The 16,871-nt window shown below is 40.3% G+C and carries 19 protein-coding genes and 1 other RNA gene; 3 read left to right on the top strand and 17 right to left on the bottom strand.

Translation table 11 applies throughout. The features are described 5' to 3' along the window. Nucleotide 1 precedes the first annotated feature (1 nt). The 9 genes from BC751_RS17865 to ffs all read right to left on the bottom strand — a co-directional run bounded on the left by BC751_RS17865 (nucleotide 2) and on the right by ffs (nucleotide 7,829). On the bottom strand, nucleotides 2–955 hold the full coding sequence (locus BC751_RS17865; protein WP_130276814.1) for a hypothetical protein: 954 nt from the start codon (nucleotides 953–955) through the stop codon (nucleotides 2–4). 37 nt (nucleotides 956–992) lie between these two features. Further along, on the bottom strand, nucleotides 993–1,535 hold the full coding sequence (lptE, locus tag BC751_RS17860; RefSeq protein ID WP_130276813.1) for an LPS assembly lipoprotein LptE: 543 nt from the start codon (nucleotides 1,533–1,535) through the stop codon (nucleotides 993–995). Further along, complete coding sequence (locus BC751_RS17855; protein WP_130276812.1) at nucleotides 1,522–2,805, bottom strand: sigma-54 interaction domain-containing protein; 1,284 nt, start codon at nucleotides 2,803–2,805, stop codon at nucleotides 1,522–1,524. The genes lptE and BC751_RS17855 overlap by 14 nt, the downstream gene beginning before the upstream one ends. 15 nt (nucleotides 2,806–2,820) lie before the next feature. Beyond that, nucleotides 2,821–4,284 (bottom strand): tRNA (N6-isopentenyl adenosine(37)-C2)-methylthiotransferase MiaB, encoded by a 1,464-nt coding sequence (gene miaB, locus BC751_RS17850; RefSeq protein WP_130276811.1) that lies wholly within the window; start codon nucleotides 4,282–4,284, stop codon nucleotides 2,821–2,823. A gap of 168 nt (nucleotides 4,285–4,452) precedes the next feature. Further along, nucleotides 4,453–5,859: a S41 family peptidase gene (locus BC751_RS17845; protein ID WP_130276810.1), complete on the bottom strand. Its 1,407-nt coding sequence runs from the start codon at nucleotides 5,857–5,859 to the stop codon at nucleotides 4,453–4,455. 103 nt (nucleotides 5,860–5,962) lie between these two features. Beyond that, complete coding sequence (locus BC751_RS17840; protein WP_130276809.1) at nucleotides 5,963–6,676, bottom strand: cell division ATP-binding protein FtsE; 714 nt, start codon at nucleotides 6,674–6,676, stop codon at nucleotides 5,963–5,965. A 2-nt stretch (nucleotides 6,677–6,678) separates the two neighbouring features. Further along, entirely contained in the window at nucleotides 6,679–6,882 is a 204-nt protein-coding gene (locus tag BC751_RS17835; RefSeq protein WP_130276808.1) for a fructose-6-phosphate aldolase, read from the bottom strand. Between the two features lie 115 nt (nucleotides 6,883–6,997). Beyond that, entirely contained in the window at nucleotides 6,998–7,657 is a 660-nt protein-coding gene (gene fsa / locus BC751_RS17830) for a fructose-6-phosphate aldolase (RefSeq protein WP_130276807.1), read from the bottom strand. Nucleotides 7,658–7,742: 85 nt separating this feature from the next. Beyond that, nucleotides 7,743–7,829: signal recognition particle sRNA small type (gene ffs / locus BC751_RS17825), an RNA gene on the bottom strand. 142 nt (nucleotides 7,830–7,971) lie between these two features. Here ffs and BC751_RS17820 point away from each other — a divergent pair. Further along, entirely contained in the window at nucleotides 7,972–8,265 is a 294-nt protein-coding gene (locus BC751_RS17820; protein WP_130276806.1) for a hypothetical protein, read from the top strand. A gap of 40 nt (nucleotides 8,266–8,305) precedes the next feature. Here BC751_RS17820 and BC751_RS17815 read toward each other — a convergent pair whose 3' ends face one another. The 6 genes from BC751_RS17815 to BC751_RS17790 form a co-directional block, all read right to left on the bottom strand. Continuing rightward, nucleotides 8,306–9,499 carry a hypothetical protein gene (locus BC751_RS17815; protein ID WP_130276805.1) on the bottom strand — a complete coding sequence of 398 codons (1,194 nt, stop codon included), beginning with the start codon at nucleotides 9,497–9,499 and terminating at the stop codon, nucleotides 8,306–8,308. 10 nt (nucleotides 9,500–9,509) lie between these two features. Further along, on the bottom strand, nucleotides 9,510–10,334 hold the full coding sequence (locus tag BC751_RS17810; protein WP_130276804.1) for a type 1 glutamine amidotransferase: 825 nt from the start codon (nucleotides 10,332–10,334) through the stop codon (nucleotides 9,510–9,512). Between the two features lie 310 nt (nucleotides 10,335–10,644). Next, entirely contained in the window at nucleotides 10,645–11,751 is a 1,107-nt protein-coding gene (locus BC751_RS17805; RefSeq protein ID WP_130276803.1) for a carboxylate-amine ligase, read from the bottom strand. Between the two features lie 2 nt (nucleotides 11,752–11,753). Beyond that, nucleotides 11,754–12,710 (bottom strand): ATP-grasp domain-containing protein, encoded by a 957-nt coding sequence (locus BC751_RS17800; RefSeq protein WP_130276802.1) that lies wholly within the window; start codon nucleotides 12,708–12,710, stop codon nucleotides 11,754–11,756. Between the two features lie 15 nt (nucleotides 12,711–12,725). Beyond that, the gene (locus BC751_RS17795; RefSeq protein ID WP_130276801.1) at nucleotides 12,726–13,439 is read right to left on the bottom strand and encodes an esterase family protein; all 714 of its coding nucleotides are present in this window, start codon (nucleotides 13,437–13,439) and stop codon (nucleotides 12,726–12,728) included. A gap of 164 nt (nucleotides 13,440–13,603) precedes the next feature. Beyond that, complete coding sequence (locus BC751_RS17790) at nucleotides 13,604–14,116, bottom strand: gamma carbonic anhydrase family protein (protein ID WP_130276800.1); 513 nt, start codon at nucleotides 14,114–14,116, stop codon at nucleotides 13,604–13,606. Between the two features lie 139 nt (nucleotides 14,117–14,255). On the opposite strand from BC751_RS17790, the gene BC751_RS17785 reads away from it, so the two are divergent. Both BC751_RS17785 and BC751_RS21965 read left to right on the top strand, forming a co-directional pair. After that, nucleotides 14,256–14,972, top strand: coding sequence for a YceI family protein (locus BC751_RS17785; protein ID WP_130276799.1), 717 nt, complete (start codon nucleotides 14,256–14,258; stop codon nucleotides 14,970–14,972). Nucleotides 14,973–15,426: 454 nt separating this feature from the next. Then, on the top strand, nucleotides 15,427–15,597 hold the full coding sequence (locus BC751_RS21965; protein ID WP_165389857.1) for a hypothetical protein: 171 nt from the start codon (nucleotides 15,427–15,429) through the stop codon (nucleotides 15,595–15,597). A gap of 40 nt (nucleotides 15,598–15,637) precedes the next feature. Here BC751_RS21965 and BC751_RS17780 read toward each other — a convergent pair whose 3' ends face one another. After that, nucleotides 15,638–16,081, bottom strand: coding sequence for a hypothetical protein (locus tag BC751_RS17780; RefSeq protein WP_130276798.1), 444 nt, complete (start codon nucleotides 16,079–16,081; stop codon nucleotides 15,638–15,640). Further along, a complete protein-coding gene (locus BC751_RS17775) occupies nucleotides 16,078–16,857 on the bottom strand; it encodes an RHS repeat-associated core domain-containing protein (protein WP_278043609.1) in 780 nt (259 codons plus the stop codon). Before BC751_RS17775 ends, BC751_RS17780 begins: the two co-directional genes overlap by 4 nt. Nucleotides 16,858–16,871 lie beyond the last annotated feature (14 nt).

The following is a 16,871-nucleotide window of genomic DNA, read 5'->3' as shown; positions in this document are numbered from 1 at the left end:
TTTAATCTTTAATTTCTTCCAATTCTTTGATCAGGTCCGCAAAATAAGTGTTTTTATCCGGAAACTTCACCATTAATTTCTTATAAATTTCTTTTGCCCTTTCTTTTTTTCCCTGCTTAGTCAAAATCCGTGCATAGGATTCTGTGATTAGAGATGGATTGAGCTTGGTGCTCTTTTCAGAAAGGTCGTCTTGCTTCTGAATATCCTCAATTTCTTTGAGGGTGGCCAGTTTAATTTCTTTTTTGCTGAATGCTTTGATGATATCAATTTGCTCCAGCTTCTTTTTATCAAGTATTTCTTTTTTCTCTTTTTTCCTGATCGATTCGATCAGTTCATCTTTGTGATGGTTTCTTCTTTTTGGTTTTGTGGTAACCTCATTGTTGGTTTCGCCGGTTTTGGCCTCCACTTTTAATTCCTCTGAAACTTCTTTTACACTTTCTACCTGCGGGACTGGTGAAGGGCTTTCAGTAGGTTCAACTTTGGATTCGGTTTTTTTACTCAGTCCGTCAAGCTTTTCCAGCGCCTTCAATTTACTTTGGGCAAGGTCTTCCCCTAGTTTTTTTAGGGTAGCGGTAAGATCTTTGGTAGTTGTACTTTTTTTTGTTTCCGGAATCAGGTGACCTTCTAAGTCATCTATAAAATTTTTGCCTTCTTCAATTTTTTTCTTTTCCTCCAGTTCCTGTAGTCGTTTGGAAAGGGCTGGGCTTTGTTCTTCAAAAAGCTGATCTGTTTCAATAAGTTTTTTTAGCCAAGCCCTATCAGGGGAGGTGATGGCAGCCCACGGAAGGATTTCATTTTCACTTCTTCCTGCCTTCTTGTACTCAAATTTTGCCAATAAAACTTTTGGAATCTGGAAATAGGGGAAGGTCTCATGCAGCTTGAGCAGTTCCGTTACATCATCTTTGTCCAAATGATGTGCACGTTGAATGATTCCAAGAAGCTGTATCGGATTCACTGTTTTAGATTTTGTTTTTTGCTCAATTTACTAATTTTTACCAATTGGCCACTGTGGCGGTGAAAATATCCTGGATGATACTATCGAAAATCCGCTCAATCAAAACACTTTCCACCTGCAAAATAGAAGTGGTCCTTGGGTCATAATCTTCGAAGAAAGAAAAGCTCCTTTTCAGGCTTTCCTCTTCTTTTACCGTATTGGTATATTCTACTTCCACAGTAATGCTTAACCTCATTTGTCCCGCTCTGTCGGGAAGGTTGGGGTCTCTTGTACTTACGGTGGCTTGCGGAGTAATGGTATATCGGGTGATCGAACCGGCAAATTGAAGATCCCCGTTATTCCTTACCAATTCCAATTGGGTATTTCTTTGGTAAAAATCCTTCAAAGATTCAGTGAAGGTTTGCTCCATATTAGCTGGTCCTCCTCCGGAATCATTGAAGAAATTCTCTACAGAAAAAGTCTTGATAACATTATAATCAATATTGGTACCGGTGAAACTGTAACTTACCGAACATGCCTGCAAAGTCCACAAAGTGAAGATCAGCAAAATGCCTGTCAGTATATTTTTAATCGATGCCATACTGCTTGATTTTTCTGTAAAGCGTCCTTTCTGATATGCCCAGGTCACTTGCCGCATATTTTCTTTTGTTATTATGCTTCCTAAGTGCCTTTAGGATCATTTCTTTTTCCTTTTTCTCCAGAGAAAGCGAATTGTCATCTTCCTCATGGATGATATCCTCAATGGCTTCATCCTCATACACATCATCCTTGTCCTGTGTTTTTTGTGCATCTAATACGATTGGCACATTGGAAGTCTGTACCGGAGCGGTATGCTGTTCAAAGGGAATAGGTGTTTCAAGATCTTCAAAAAGCGTTTGGTGCTTGTTGATGATACTGGCATTCAGACCGCCTGACTGATAGGTTTCAAGAACTAGTTTTTTCAACTCAGTCATATCTTTTTTCATGTCAAAAAGGACTTTATAGAGTAATTCCCTTTCTGTAAAGTCTGTGGACTCTCCTCCACCTGAACCTGCAAATATTGCCGGAAGTCTTGTCTGTTCTGAAGGCAAGTATTTAGATAGGGTAGCAGCATCAACCTCCCGTTCCTGTTCCAATAACGAAACCTGCTCTGCGATGTTTTTGAGCTGGCGAATATTTCCGGGAAATGGAAACTGCATCAGGAGTTTTTTGGCATCCTCTGTCAAGGTGATGGGTTTCACTTTATATTTTTCAGAAAAATCAGTGGTGAATTTTCTAAATAGCAAAATTACGTCTTCCCCACGCTCTCTTAAAGGAGGAACATAAATCGGAACAGTATTTAAACGATAATATAAATCTTCCCTGAATTTACCTTTTTCTACCGCCTTAATCAGGTTCACATTGGTAGCAGCGATGACCCGGACATTGGTTTTTTGTACTTTGGAAGAACCTACCTTAATGAACTCCCCATTTTCCAGTACCCTCAACAATCTTGCCTGGGTTCCTAATGGCATTTCTCCAATTTCGTCCAAAAATATAGATCCACCGTCGGTTACCTCAAAATAGCCCTTTCTTGCTTCATGGGCTCCTGTAAATGATCCCTTTTCATGACCAAATAATTCCGAGTCAATTGTCCCCTCTGGAATAGCCCCACAGTTGATAGCGATGAATTTACCATGCTTTCTGGTGCTAAGAGCGTGGATGATCTTGGAAAAAGATTCTTTCCCGCTACCGCTTTCCCCGGTTATGAGAACGGTCATGTCCGTGGGTGCGGCCTGCATGGCCACTGAAATGGCATGATTGAGCAATGGGCTATTGCCGATTATGCCGAAGCGCTGTTTTACACTTTGGATTTCTGATGCTGAATACATAGGCTGGAAATGATTTTAAGCTACAACCTCCCCAAAAAGCGTAGCTGCAGAACAATCCAATATCCTTACATGGACATAATCCCCTTTCTTTAGGCTTCCGTCATTTGGAATAATCACCACTTTATTGGCGGAATTTCTTCCTTTTAGCTGGTCATCAGATCTTTTTGAAGTGCCCTCAATAAGGATTTCCTGTACCTTGCCAACATCTAATTTATTCCTTTCTAAGGATAGTGCGGTCTGCTTTTCTATGATTTCCGCCAATCTCCTCTTTTTCACTTCCAAAGGAATATCGTCTTCATATTTTTTGGCAGCAAGTGTGCCCGGTCTTTCAGAATAGAAGAACATGTATGAAAAATCATATTTCACAATGTCCATCAAGGTCAAGGTATCCTGATGCTCCTCTTCCGTTTCGGTGCAGAATCCGGCTATCATATCTGAAGAAATCCCACATTCTTCTCCCAAAATCTCCCTGATGGCCCTTACCCGGTCAAGATACCAAGCTCTATCATATGTCCTGTTCATCAACTCCAAAATCCTTGAGTTTCCACTCTGAACGGGCAGGTGAATGTATTTGCAGATATTGTCGTATTTTTTCATGGTATAAAGGACCTCATCGGTGATGTCCTTGGGATGCGAGGTTGAAAACCTTACCCTCAATTTCGGATTTACCAGTGCCACCATTTCAAGTAGGTTGGCGAAATTGACAACCTGAGACACCTCTTCTTCTTTTTTGTTCAACCTTGCCTTATTGTTTTCTTCTGGTGACCACTTATAGGAATCTACGTTTTGGCCCAAAAGTGTTACCTCACGGTAACCTTTTTCGAAAAGTTCCTTTGCTTCATTGACAATGGAATAGGGATCGCGGCTTCTTTCCCTTCCTCTTGTAAAAGGAACCACGCAGAATGAACACATGTTGTCACAGCCTCTCATGATGGAAATAAAGGCGGTCACTCCATTGGAATTCAATCTAACAGGGGAAATATCAGCATAAGTTTCTTCTCTTGAAAGGAATGTATTCACACCTTTATTGCCTTCTTCTGCAGAAGATACCAGATTGGGAAGGTCCCTGTAAGCATCAGGACCTACTACGATATCCACAATTTTCTCCTCTTCAAGCAATTTATCCTTCAAACGCTCTGCCATGCAGCCTAAGACTCCGATTGTAAGTTCGGGCTTTGATTTTTTGACAGCATTGAAATGGTTAAGCCTGTTTCTGACTGTCTGTTCTGCTTTTTCCCGGATAGAGCAAGTATTCAGAAAGATCACATCAGCCTGCTCAAAGTCAGAAGTGGTGTCGAACCCATTGTCCTTCATGATAGAAGCCACAATTTCTGAATCCGAGAAATTCATTTGGCAACCATAGGATTCGATGTATAATTTTTTGGATTTGCCAGTATTCTCCTCTTCTGTCGTTTTGAAATCGCATGCCTGTGCCTCTTCCGGTGCGATGATGTCTATGTCCTTGATGAAATTTTCCATTTAGTATTGCAATTCAAGTTGCGAAATTAAGAAAATACCGACAAAATGACAGGGGTTTTTGTGACATATCTTGTTAATATTCCCCAAAAATGAGGATGAGTCAAAAAATGGGATAGGAAAATTTTAAAATAATGCGCCCTGCGTATGGCAGAGCGCATTTTTGAAAATTTAGTGGGAATTTTTGATTTGGATTTTATCCTCAATGATTTGTCCAAATCTGCTTTTGTTTTCAAATGAACTCCCTATTTCGGTTCTCTCCACCAGGTTAACCCTTGCACCTACCCCTGTGATTTGTTGGATAGCAAGACTTAGAAGGTATTCATTTCGGTCACCTAAGGGTAGCAGCACCTGTTGTGAAAGTTCATTCGCCTCTATATTAGGGGTAAATCCATTGGTATAATCCGAGTTCCCGTCTTTATTAAAGATCATGGTAACGATCGGCAAAATGCCATATTTGTTATTAGGGTTGCCCTCATCTTCAAATGCTATGGAGCCCACATTTTTCCCGACTGTCCTTCCTCCGATCAAAAATACATTCATGTAAGGTTTAAGTCCATTGATAATCAGTTCACTGGCAGAAGCTGTTCTGCCTGAGGTGATGATATGTACCCGGTTACCCTCTAAGGTGTTTCCCAAATTCTGGACTTTGGTATTGAATCTCCTGATTTCCAAATCCCGGATTTGTTGGAACTGAGAAAGGAAACTGTTGTACTTGGTTCTGGAAAAGATATCCTGAGAGGTAACATTGGGAGCAATGAGACTAGCCAAATTCACCGCACTGCCAACGAATCCTCCTCCATTATACCTAAAATCCAATATAAGGTGGTTGATGCCTTCAGCCTTAAATCTTCCAAAAATCTCATCCATCTGGTTATCATATCTGTTGTCCCCGTCAACTCCTGGAGCAAAAAAATGGTAGACTACATAACCGATTTTCTGGTTATTGACGGTGTAGATGGTATCAAGGAAATTGGGGTTTTCCGCGAGGCTAAGTGTCTGTAGTGAAATTTGGGGCTGGGGACGATAGGTGCTAGTAGAAGGGTCAAAACGGAAGAAGTTTACGGTATGGTTTTCAGATCTTTGTCTCAAGAGGCTTTGGTAGTTGCTGAGGGTCATGGTCTGACCATTGATCTGGGTGATGATGTCTCCTCTCAATAAACCTGCAGACTGTGCCGGACTGCCTTTTTTTGTATATACCACAAAGGCGAGAACATTTTCATTCTGGTTGCTTTCTCTTGCCAAAAGAATTTCATATCCTGCTTCTCTATTGACACCCTGAAGGCTGTTCATTAATTCCTGATAATCAGGGAATATGTCTGAAAAGCGATCTGTTGGCCTATTTAATAAGGATTCAAAATAATCTTCAGGATCTGAGTTTTTAGCTAATGGGGTACGCATGTCCTCCAGCCAATAATACACTTCATCCATTACATCCTTGATCCATTCATTGATGGCCACATTAGGGGAGGCGTTGGGATCTGGCTGGTCCTCTTTATCCTGGCAAGCCCCTAATCCAAAAACCAACAACACTGCCAAAGAAAGTCCTGCAAGATTTTTTCTTAAATATGTTTTCATCATGGTACTCTTTTATCTAAAAAACCAATAAACTACTGCCAAAGTTTAATTTTAACAAATTCTTTCCAAAATGAGTCGAAAATGGACAAAAAAAAAACACCTCTTAGTAGTAAGAGGTGTCTATACTTATGTCTGAGGTTTTACTATCGAGTAGTTTTCCCTTTTCACATTTCAGGACCCTGTAGGGATATTTTCTTAAGAGGTCATGGTTATGTGTCGCCATCAACACTGCAGTACCCTCTTTGTTGATTTCCTGAAAAAGTTTAAAGATTCCATCCGCCACATCCGGATCAAGATTTCCAGTGGGTTCGTCTGCTAATAGAATAGCCGGTTGGTTGATCAAAGCCCTTGCGATTACTACCCTTTGTTGTTCCCCTCCAGAAAGCTGGTGCGGCATCTTGGAAGAAGCGTCTGCCAGCCCGACTTTTAAGAGTACCTCAATCATACGGTTTTTCATTTTGGCCTTGTCTTTCCAGCCAGTAGCCTTCATGACAAAAAACAGGTTTTCAGCAACAGACCTATCGTGAAAAAGTTGGAAATCCTGGAAGACTATCCCCAGTTTTCTTCTGAGGTAGGGGATATCCTTCTTTTTGATTTTTTCCAGTTCAAAGCCAACAATTTTGCCTTTTCCCATTTTCAGGGGGAGGTCCGCATATAAGGTTTTGAGTAAGGAACTTTTTCCACTGCCTGTTCTCCCGATCAAAAAAACAAACTCGTCTTTTTCAATAGTGAAATCAACATCCTGAAGAATAGCATCAAGGCCCTGAAAAATACAGGCTTTCTCTATATGGATGATGGGCTCGCTCGTAAAAACCATGTTTAAAGTTCCAATTTTTGAAGTTTTCCAAATGGCATTTCATTGATCAATGCTTCCAAAGCATCTTCTTTTCCCTCTAACCCAAACTTTTCAAGGTTTTTCATGGGACGGTCTGCCCTGAAGTAGGCTACTAAAACGAAATTCTCGTCCCTGATCTGTATATAATCAGGTATTTTGGCTTTGCCTTTTACTTTGATAATGTACATGGAAAAAGGTTTTACTTTAATTAGGTTGTTCAAGAAGGTATTACTCAAAAGTTAGGGATTTGTTTCAAATAAAGAGGAGAGGATTCTAAAATAAGAAAACCTCTCCCAAAATCGATTACTTTCCTGCTGCCTTGGCATGGTCTGCCAAAAACTGGGCAAGACCACTATCAGTCAATGGATGGTTCAATAAACCAGTGATGACTTTTAGCGGACAAGTAGCTACATCAGCACCGATTTCAGCACATCTGATCAGGTGCATGGTATGTCTGATAGATGCAGCCAATACCTGTGTGGCAAAGCCATAATTTTCATAAATATTCACAATCTGCTCAATCAGGGCAATGCCGTCATAAGAAATATCATCTAAGCGGCCTACAAAAGGAGAAACATAAGTAGCACCTGCTTTTGCAGCCAAAATGGCCTGTCCGGGTCCAAAGATGAGGGTGCAGTTGGTCCTGATACCCTCACTGCTGAAGTATTTGATGGCTTTTACACCATCTTTTATCATTGGGATTTTAACAACAATTTTGTCATCAATCTTTGCAAGTTCTTTGCCCTCCCTGATCATTCCTTCAAAATCAGTGGCAATAACTTCTGCACTAACATTATCATCTACAATGTCGCAAATGGCTTTGTAATGTGCTCTGACATTGTCTTCTCCGCTGATGCCTTCTTTGGCCATTAGGGAAGGATTGGTGGTTACACCATCCAATACACCAAGATCGTAAGCTTCCTTTATTTCACTTAGGTTGGCGGTATCGATAAAGAATTTCATAGGAAAAACGTGGTTTTTTGTTCTGTCAGCAAAGTTAAAGGAATAATGGGGAAATGGAAGTTAGGAAAATCGAAAGATGGTAAAAAAAAGAGCGGCATCGCACCGCTACAACCGCCTACCCTTGCTTCCTTCCGGACCTGGGGGATTCAGCAGGAGCTGGTCGTGCCGCTTGGGTACAAAGGTACTCCAAATTTAGATACCTGCAAAAATCTTGGAAAAATTACAGGGAGATGCCTGCTAATGGCCTAATTTTCAGGACTAAATTTTATGGCAAAGTTTTTGTTTCAATTAGGGGGAGAAAAACAAATTTTATTATGAAAAAAGTATTCATTTTATTCGTGACAGTTGTTTTATTGGGATCTTGTGGGGTTAGGCCTGAATTTCAGCAAGGTATGACCGAACGTAAGTTCTTGAGGCAGAACAAGGAAGCGGTACTTTCTGGAATTGACGGGAATCAGAAGACGTACAGGGTCAATAGAGGGGATAGATTTTATGTGCTTGCTACCTTTGAAGAAGGTAAACTTGTAAAATTAGAGGAAAGGGAATTGGCTCCGGCCTGGATGCAAAATCAGCCTTCCAACCAACCGGAGGGTAATAGAAGGAATTAATTAAAAAAGAATAGGACCAGGGATGTAAATCCCTGGTTTTTTATATTTTCTCAAAAAGACCGATGGTTCCCCCCACCCAATCTTTGTCTTTATTGAATTTGACCCCAATCATTTCCCCTCGGCTAAGTCTGACCACATTGCCCACAAGTGTGGGCTCAGCATCTGATTCAGGCCATAGGCAAAGTATTCTAACTTCTGCTTTTACAAGGCCGTCAGGAGATTTCAGAATAGGTTTATATTGCACTTTTCTCTGGAGCACATAGAGGTCTTTTTGCCGAACTGATTCAATATCTGAGCGATTCACATGATAAATTACGCCAGAACCGGAGAAAGAAAACAAAGGTTTGAGCACATAATTTTCCAAATCTTCCGGTATTTCATTCAAATCACTCAATAATTTGGTTTCAATAAAATAAGGTCCCTGCAGATAGGGGAGGATAAACTTACTGATTCTATAAAACCAGTTGGGATGTCCCGCCCATTGTAGGTCAAGGTCATCCATGAAGGAAAAATTCAAATGAAGGTCTTTTCTGCTTTCCAGTTCATCAAAAATTACACGGTTGTAAATCCTTTTGATCTGAACTTCCTGACCATCCTGGTTTTTGTAAAAAAGCTGTCTTCCTTTTTTGATTACCTCCGTGACACATACTACCGGGATCCCCAATTCTTTTCTGCAGTAGTAAAAATCAATTTTGGTGTTCTGTTTCTCGGGTTCAATTTCCAACAGGACCACATTTTCCGGAGAGATTCCATTCAAGATGGTCTTTTGGAGTAATTGGTAATAGGAAGCTTCATCTACCCCATCTAGATAAGGGGTAAGGTCTGCCAGGAATGGATAATACTTGGTGAATTTTTTGTATAAATTAGGCTGGAAATTGAAAATAGAGGGGAAACCCTGCGCTTCTATTAATTTTGGTATTATTTCTCCATTTTCTTCACAAATTCCAAAGTCTATGGCGAGAAAATTGGTATGTGTATCTTCATTTGGGACATTGTAATTGACCAATAAAGATTTATCGGTCATTGACCTGAAATTCTCTTTCTTTATGAATTCAATCAACTGCCAGCACCCTTCCAATATCTGTCTTTTAAGCTTGTCTGAAATAAATAAAGGAGACTCTGCTATCCTAAAGGTTGGCATGTAGCTGAAATCTCCCTCAATGTCTTTCAACATTGCCTGATATGTTTCCTGGCTGAACTTCTTGTTGAAAAGTTCCCTATATTTTTCTACCATATATTTTTGATCATATAAGTATACTTTCCTGTTCCCTTATTTTTTGTATGGACCTTCTGAGAAAATTAGGGATAAGGGTTTCATTGGTCTTATAAATGGTATGCTCTTCTACCACGTGTTCGAGCATGAATAGGTACTTGGCCTTCCCTTTTAAAGCAATGATTTCTTCTCTTACCTCATGTTTTTTTAGATGGTTGAAGAAACCTACAGGATCTGCTTCTGGATGGAATTGGGTTCCCACCAATTCATCGGAAAATCGAACTCCCATGATTGCCCGCTCATATTCTACATGGTTTCTCAATTTTTCGAGAGCGATAATCTTTGCATCCATTTCCTTAAACTTTTTGAAATGGGGTTTGACTACCTGATAATCTCTCGAATCAATAGCCCAGAAAGGATTGTCCAAGCCTTCGAACAAGGGATCCTGCATTCCTTCTTCAGTCTTGTGGACGGTCAAAACCCCAAAAGAAGTGGATTTCCTTTTATTGACTTCTGCCAAACCAAAATGCTTTACGGCCATTTGGAAAGAATGGCAAATGAAAAGCATGTATTTTTTTTTGGGATGACTTTGGTTCCAATTGTAAATATCATCCAGGAGCTGACCGAATTTCACATCCCAAATACCGTCCCCCTCCAATGGATTTCCAGGTCCCCCGGAGGAAATAAACAAATTATAATCCTCGAAATTGGGCAATTCATGTTTTTGCCTGACATCGAAAACATCAAGGCTTAGGTCATTCGGAAATCTCCCCACAATATCATGAATACAGCGCATGCCCTGATTGGGCTTTCCATTGTACATGTCCAACAAAGCAACCTTGATTTTTTCTTGCATGATGATTCAGTTTGAATCCCGAAATTTAAGCCGAATTCCCCAATGTATCTACCAATGACAAATTATTTGAACAGTCACCCGGAGAGAAGCGAAGGGCTTCTAAATCAAAGGAGATCATTCACCTACGTCAGTTCCGATTACTTTTAATAGAGATTACCGGAGTCTTTACTCTGATCCTGATGGCTTTCGGGATCAGCATGAGGCAAGATATTGCCATCACCTTTACTATTTATTTTTCTAATTTTAAAATCTCAGAAGGACGAAATGGAAGCCAAAGAACAGCTTGTTGCTGTCCTTAACTTCCTTGATTCTAGAGTCCCTTTGTAAATTCACCCACTATGAAATCTACAACCTTTTTCAGATCTTGGGTTTCATTGTAGACGTTGAGTTGCCTGTCTGCGCCAGTTCCATCTGCCAATATTTTATGGATGTAGTTGATGTCATCTCTGCTTCCCAGTTCGTCCACTACATCGTCTATAAACTCCAACAGTTCTAACATCAGGGCTTTATACTCCACTTCTTTTTTTTGCCCAAAATCAATCATCAATCCATCAGTACCATATCTGGCAGCCCTGAATTTATTTTCCCTGATCAATGCAATCCTGTAGATGTTGAAACTGGTATTCATCAGGTGCATTTTGTACAATTTTGCCACTACTGCTTGTATCAAAGCCACGATACAGATGGTCTCATCTACAGTTAGGCACATGTCGCAGATCCTGAATTCTATGGTGCTGAAAAAAGGATGCATCCTCAGGTCCCACCATATCTTTTTTGGATTGTCAATACAATTGGTTTTGACCAAGGTGTCGAGAAAATTGTCATATGCCTGCACGGAATCGAAATATTCCGGCAAACCTGTTCTTGGGAATTTTGCAAAAACGTGGGCCCTGTAGGCTTTGAAACCCGTGTACCTCCCTTCCCAGAAAGGAGAATTGGTGGACAAAGCATATATATGGGGCAGGAAATAACAAGCCTGATTCATAATCTGCATGGCTATTTCCCGATTTTCAATACCAACATGCACGTGAAGCCCAAAAATCAAATTCGACCTTGCGGTGTCCTGGAGTTCATTGATGATCATGTGGTACCTTGGGTCATCTGTGATAGGCTGCTCCTGCCATTTTGAAAATGGATGTGTCCCGGCAGCTCCTACAATCAGGTTTTGTTCTGCGGCAAGATCCACAATTTTTTTCCGCAAAAAGGACACTTCTTTTCTGGCATCTGCTACGCTTTGGCAAATGTTGGTGCCCACTTCTACCACAGATTGATGCATTTCTGCCTTTACCTGTTCTTTCAAAAATATTTTAGCCCCTTCCACAATTTTTGACATGTGGGACCTCAAATCTCTGGTCTCAGGGTCAATGATCTGATACTCTTCCTCAACTCCAAGAGTAAAAACCGGTAATTTTCTCATTTTTAAAATCTTTTGGCCATACTGACTGCATCTTTCATAAAAGTACCCCAAGTAAGGTTGATTTTTCCGGGCTTTTGGGATTTGGCATAAGCAATTGCCATTTTGGCTGCTTCTTCCACCACCCAATCAAAATTTTCCTGGCCTACTGAATTGACATCTGCATCCGGAGCAGGATTACCAAAATCAATGGCATAGGGAATCCCATCTCTTACTGCAAATTCAACAGTATTGAAATCATAACCCAAGCCTTGGCAAAGCCGGATGGTATAATCTTTTACCTGTGCCAGCAGTTTTTTGGCAGCAGGAGGTCTATTGACTACATAACGCAAGTGGTGAGGGTTTCTTGGCTCATATTCCATAATCCTTACAGCCTTACCCCCTAAGCAATATACCCTGAAATAGTCTTGAAACTGGATTTCTTCCTGAAGCAGCATCACCAATTGCCCTGTTTCCCTGTGTTTTTGGAAAAACTCTTCTTTGTTTTCCAAACGGTACACGTTTTTCCAACCTCCTCCTGCATAAGGTTTCATGTAAGCAGGAAAGCCCACATAATTAAAAATTGACTGCCAGTCTAAAGGCATTTTTAAGTTTCTAAAAGATTTGGCGGTGGTATCGGTAGGGTGTTCTGCTGAAGGAAGTATGGCTGTTTTTGGGAGTGGGACCCCAAGCTGATCTGCCAAACAGTTGTTGAAAAATTTATCATCAGCACTCCACCAAAAGGGATTGTTGATGACCGCGGTGCCTGTAAGTGCCGCATTCTTCAGGTAAGTTCTGTAAAAAGGCACGTCTTGGGAAATCCTATCAATGATGACTGCATAGTCGGTGAGGCTATTTTGAAATACCTTGTCTATCAAAACGGGCTCGGCCACTATTCCGCTAACCTTTTTTTCATTGACTCTTTCAACAAAAGCATGGGGAAAAGTGTCTTCCATGCCAAAAAGAATTCCTATTTTTTTCATAAAGCTATGTGTTGATTAGTTGAATTTGATTCTTGATAAATAATGAGGAAACATTTCTCTCCAAACCGGCCAGTCATGATGCTTGTCCCTTCTCACATCCAGCCAGTGTCTGATTCCTTTGGCTTCTAGCACATCGCTCAATCTAATATTGGAGTCAAAGCAAATGTCCCAGTTGGAAGTGCCCAAAACGATATCCATATTCCACAATTCTCTGTCATGGAGACCGGGGAGGAACTCCAACGGAGAATTATAATAAATGTCATCATGTTTGTACCCGTCCATAAAGTTCCGGATTTCGAAAGCACCTGACATGGAAAACATGTGGCTGACATAACCTGGATGCCGAAAGGCAAAATTGGCTGCATGGTAGCCCCCAAAGCTACATCCAGCTACTGTAACTTTGCCGGTGCCTGTATTGTGCCTGACTCTTTCTACAATTTCATGACAAATCATTTTGTCATAAGCAATGTGGTTTTGGATCCGCTGATGGGGGTGGATATGTTTGTTGTAAAAACTGTTTCGGTCATTACTTTCAGGACAGTAAATCTGAACAAGCCCCTGTTCCAAAAACCAATGCGCGGAACCGACAAGACCCATATCTCTATTTTCATGAAAAGAACCCATGGAAGTAGGGAAAAGGACCACAGGATATCCTCTATGTCCAAAAACCAGCATTTCTACATCCCGGTGGAGGTGGGGAGAGTACCACTTAAAATATTCTTCTTTCATATTTTCAGCTTGATGGTTAATAAAAATAGTGGGCTTTTGGGTATATCCAAAAAAATAAAGTGAAAGAATTTCGACACGGAAGTAAATTATAAAATCACAGAATTTTATTCCCAAAAAAGAATTCTTTTATGGGTGACATGGAATTTTAAACTGAAAGTTTTTTGTCATTTTTTGAACCATTCAGCATACATTGGATAATTTCTGGCAGTCCTTTGAATGACTTCCAACATCTCAGGGCCTGTATCTTTCACTTTCTTGGCGGGCATACCAGAATAAATACTGTTTGGTTCGACAACTGTTCCGGCCAACACCACTGCCCCTGCAGCAATTACGGCTCCTGAATGAACTATAGCATTGTCCATCACAATGGCGCCCATTCCTATCAGCACATTATCATGGATAGTACAGCCATGAACTATGGCATTGTGGGCTATGGATACTTTACTGCCAATATAAGTCCCGGCTTTTTGATAAGTACAATGAATTACAGCTCCGTCCTGAATATTGGTGTCATCACCGATTCTGATCTCATGTACATCCCCCCTTACCACTGCATTGAACCAAACAGTACAGTTTTTCCCCATTTTTACATCCCCCACAATAGTGGCATTGTCTGCCAGCCAGCAGTTTTCTCCAAACTCCGGCTCAAATCCTCTTACACTTTTTATTAAGGCCATTTTTTTTGATTTGATTTTCTGATGCTTAGCAAATTGATGGCTTCAAAGTTATTTTTTTTTGAAGAATTGTGAACTTTTTTTAGCCGTTTAAGTTTTCGTGTATATACATTTAATTTATGAAACTAAACGATCAAAACTTATGAAATTATTGCAAAAAACTGGTTTGTTTCTAGCAGCAGTGTTAATGGTAGTTGCTTGTGGTCCTGGTAACAATACCGTTGAAACAGGCGATGCACAAGAAGTAGCAGCAGGTTCCGGTGTAACCTTGACTGTGGATCCTTCTTCGAGCAAAATCAACTGGACGGGTTATAAGCCAGCAGGCAAGCACTGGGGCTTCATACCTGTGACAGAAGGAGAAGTAATGGTAGAAGGCGATGCTTTGACAGGTGCAAGGTTTGTTTTTGACATTACAGGTCTAAAAATTGAGGATATGGAAGAAAGTAACGAAAACTATCCTAAGCTCTGGGGTCACTTGCAGTCTGCAGACTTCTTTGATGCCGCAAACTTTCCGCAGGCAGTTTTTGAATTGACAGGTGTTGAGCCTTTCTCTGCTGGTTCAATCGAAGACAAAGACGAGTTTGTTACTGACTTCACTCCAGCCAAAGATTCTGAGTTGGCAGGTAATCCAACGCACTGGATCTCCGGTAACCTGACTATGAGAGGCACTACCAAAAACATCAAATTCCCTGCAAGAGTGTCTGTTTCCAACGGAACTGTTACTGCCAAGGCAGGTTTCAATATCGACAGAACTGCCTGGGGCTTATCTTACGGGGACGAAAGCAATGCAGTAGACAAAGCAAAAGATCAGTTTATTTACAACACTGTAAGTGTTCAGTTTGATATTCAGGCAAACTAATTGAAGTGATTTTAATAAAGAAAGAGTCTGTCTCATAAGTCTCTTTAAAAATTTGAAAGGCTTCCTGATTTCTCGGGCAGCCTTTTTCTTGTTTTACTCAAAATGGTTATTTTGAGGTGTGGAAAAAACAAGACTTAAATATAGTCTTTAAAGACTATGATCCCAACCAGTTGATGCTTCTTCCTAAGAATTTGTGTGACCTTCTTTTTTCTTTTCCATATCTACTAAGTTAATCTAGCTAACTTAATGTCCAATCAAATGTAGCAGGTCCATTAGAAAGTACGGCATTTCCTGATCTTTGATCTGATAAGCATCTCCCATACCTAAAGTAATGTGTAAAAACTGGAATTACAAATTCCAAAAATAAGAAGGTAGGGGCGAACGTTATGGATAGCTTCGGTGAAGCTATTTAGCGAGTAGCCGGAAGGTAGAGTGGGCAATCTACACCTAGCCCTTGGCTAAACTTCACCCAGTTGGGGAGACTGAGGACAGGGAACTGCTCAAAGACCCCTCCATGCTCAAAAGGCTCAATGATATCGCCAAGTTCCCCGATCAGGATAAAGCATGTATCCTGTACGCCCTCGATGCCATGATAAATAACGTAAAGCTCAAAGCTATTCAATGAAAAAGCCAAAGCATCTTGCCTTGGCTTGTTTTATTTTACCTCATTCAAAAACTACAGGCTTTTTATAATGATTCAAATAGACATTATAGTAATACCAGTGTTTACTTATAACTATATATTTCCCTTTTTTAAAATCAGCAACTAATTCGTAGGGGAGATCATTAATGTGTATAATGATTCTTATCCTGTTTGATTTTTGAAAAGGTTTACTTTCAATCAGATTTAATTTTTGATCAAAAATCATTAAACAGTCATTTTTAAATTGGATACTTGCCCCTTCTCCAATTCCTGTAATAGGGTCACTGTTTAAAACTATCTGGCATGCAATCTTTACATCATTGATGAATAAGGATATAGTATCACTTCTAAACCCTGATCCAAAAATTATATAAAATTCTGTCGGCTTTTTCTGCAATCCAATACATTCAGACGGATATAGAAGAACATTGCCAATCAAAATGAAAAATAGCACAAGTTGTCTCATCGTTGTCTTCCCCTGTTAAGTGCTGGAATGCTATATAGTCTCTGGATTTTTTGAACTTGCCATCCTTCAATTTTGGTTCCTGCCACTGGCTGACCCGCAGAATTCCTATCCTGTGACTGATGCATCAAGTTGCCAGGGAAATCATTAGTAGTATAAGGAGCGCCTGTTGCTGGATTAATTTCATTTTTAGGATGCCCCAGACCTGCACTATGTCCTAGTTCATGTGCTCCTGTTCTAGAATAGTTTCCGCCTCTTTCCACGTAAACGACATTTTGCCCAACGGGTCCAAATCCCTCTATATTCCCTCCGGGTGGATCAGTTTGACCAACCGCAGTAGCAACATCATCAACAATGCGGAAGGCATGGTCACTTGATTGCAGAGGATTATTCGCATCAGCAACGGAAATATCTGTTGTAGCTCTAAACTCTATATTGGAGTCCTTGCCAGTGAAAGATTTTTCAATTTGCTTACTAATTTGGGAAGAAATTCTATTGAGTTGTTTAAAACTCATTCCTTTGGAAGTGTTATCAACTATTTTTCCACTAACATGTATTTGATACAGATCCCTTCCGTTTTTCCCTCCTCCTTGAATTACATTAACAGAGATTGAATCACCATTTACATCAATATACCTTATTGGATTATTTGCTGCATATTGGTAGGGAGACATCCCATAGTATTTCTCAAAAAACCTGTCTATGCGGTTAAAACGGCCTATTGCTGGGTCATACATTCGTTGTCCAAAATCAAAGAGATTTACACTTGTGTAAGTGATGGTCTCAATTAAGC

It is taken from the genome of Cecembia calidifontis (assembly GCF_004216715.1).
Classification (GTDB): domain Bacteria; phylum Bacteroidota; class Bacteroidia; order Cytophagales; family Cyclobacteriaceae; genus Cecembia_A; species Cecembia_A calidifontis.
The sequence above is the reverse complement of the archived record's forward strand: the minus strand, read 5'-3'. Positions and strand labels throughout refer to the sequence as shown.

Coding starts and splice junctions, on each gene's coding strand:
- fsa (WP_130276807.1), bottom strand. CDS start 7,657: ATGAAATTCTTTATCGATACCGCCAACCTAAGTGAAATAAAGGAAGCT.
- BC751_RS17810 (WP_130276804.1), bottom strand. CDS start 10,334: ATGCAAGAAAAAATCAAGGTTGCTTTGTTGGACATGTACAATGGAAAG.
- BC751_RS17855 (WP_130276812.1), bottom strand. CDS start 2,805: ATGTATTCAGCATCAGAAATCCAAAGTGTAAAACAGCGCTTCGGCATA.
- BC751_RS17835 (WP_130276808.1), bottom strand. CDS start 6,882: ATGTACATTATCAAAGTAAAAGGCAAAGCCAAAATACCTGATTATATA.
- BC751_RS17840 (WP_130276809.1), bottom strand. CDS start 6,676: ATGGTTTTTACGAGCGAGCCCATCATCCATATAGAGAAAGCCTGTATT.
- BC751_RS17845 (WP_130276810.1), bottom strand. CDS start 5,859: ATGAAAACATATTTAAGAAAAAATCTTGCAGGACTTTCTTTGGCAGTG.
- BC751_RS17790 (WP_130276800.1), bottom strand. CDS start 14,116: ATGGCCTTAATAAAAAGTGTAAGAGGATTTGAGCCGGAGTTTGGAGAA.
- BC751_RS17800 (WP_130276802.1), bottom strand. CDS start 12,710: ATGAAAAAAATAGGAATTCTTTTTGGCATGGAAGACACTTTTCCCCAT.
- BC751_RS17805 (WP_130276803.1), bottom strand. CDS start 11,751: ATGAGAAAATTACCGGTTTTTACTCTTGGAGTTGAGGAAGAGTATCAG.
- BC751_RS17785 (WP_130276799.1), top strand. CDS start 14,256: ATGAAATTATTGCAAAAAACTGGTTTGTTTCTAGCAGCAGTGTTAATG.
- BC751_RS17820 (WP_130276806.1), top strand. CDS start 7,972: ATGAAAAAAGTATTCATTTTATTCGTGACAGTTGTTTTATTGGGATCT.
- lptE (WP_130276813.1), bottom strand. CDS start 1,535: ATGGCATCGATTAAAAATATACTGACAGGCATTTTGCTGATCTTCACT.
- miaB (WP_130276811.1), bottom strand. CDS start 4,284: ATGGAAAATTTCATCAAGGACATAGACATCATCGCACCGGAAGAGGCA.
- BC751_RS17780 (WP_130276798.1), bottom strand. CDS start 16,081: ATGAGACAACTTGTGCTATTTTTCATTTTGATTGGCAATGTTCTTCTA.
- BC751_RS17795 (WP_130276801.1), bottom strand. CDS start 13,439: ATGAAAGAAGAATATTTTAAGTGGTACTCTCCCCACCTCCACCGGGAT.
- BC751_RS17815 (WP_130276805.1), bottom strand. CDS start 9,499: ATGGTAGAAAAATATAGGGAACTTTTCAACAAGAAGTTCAGCCAGGAA.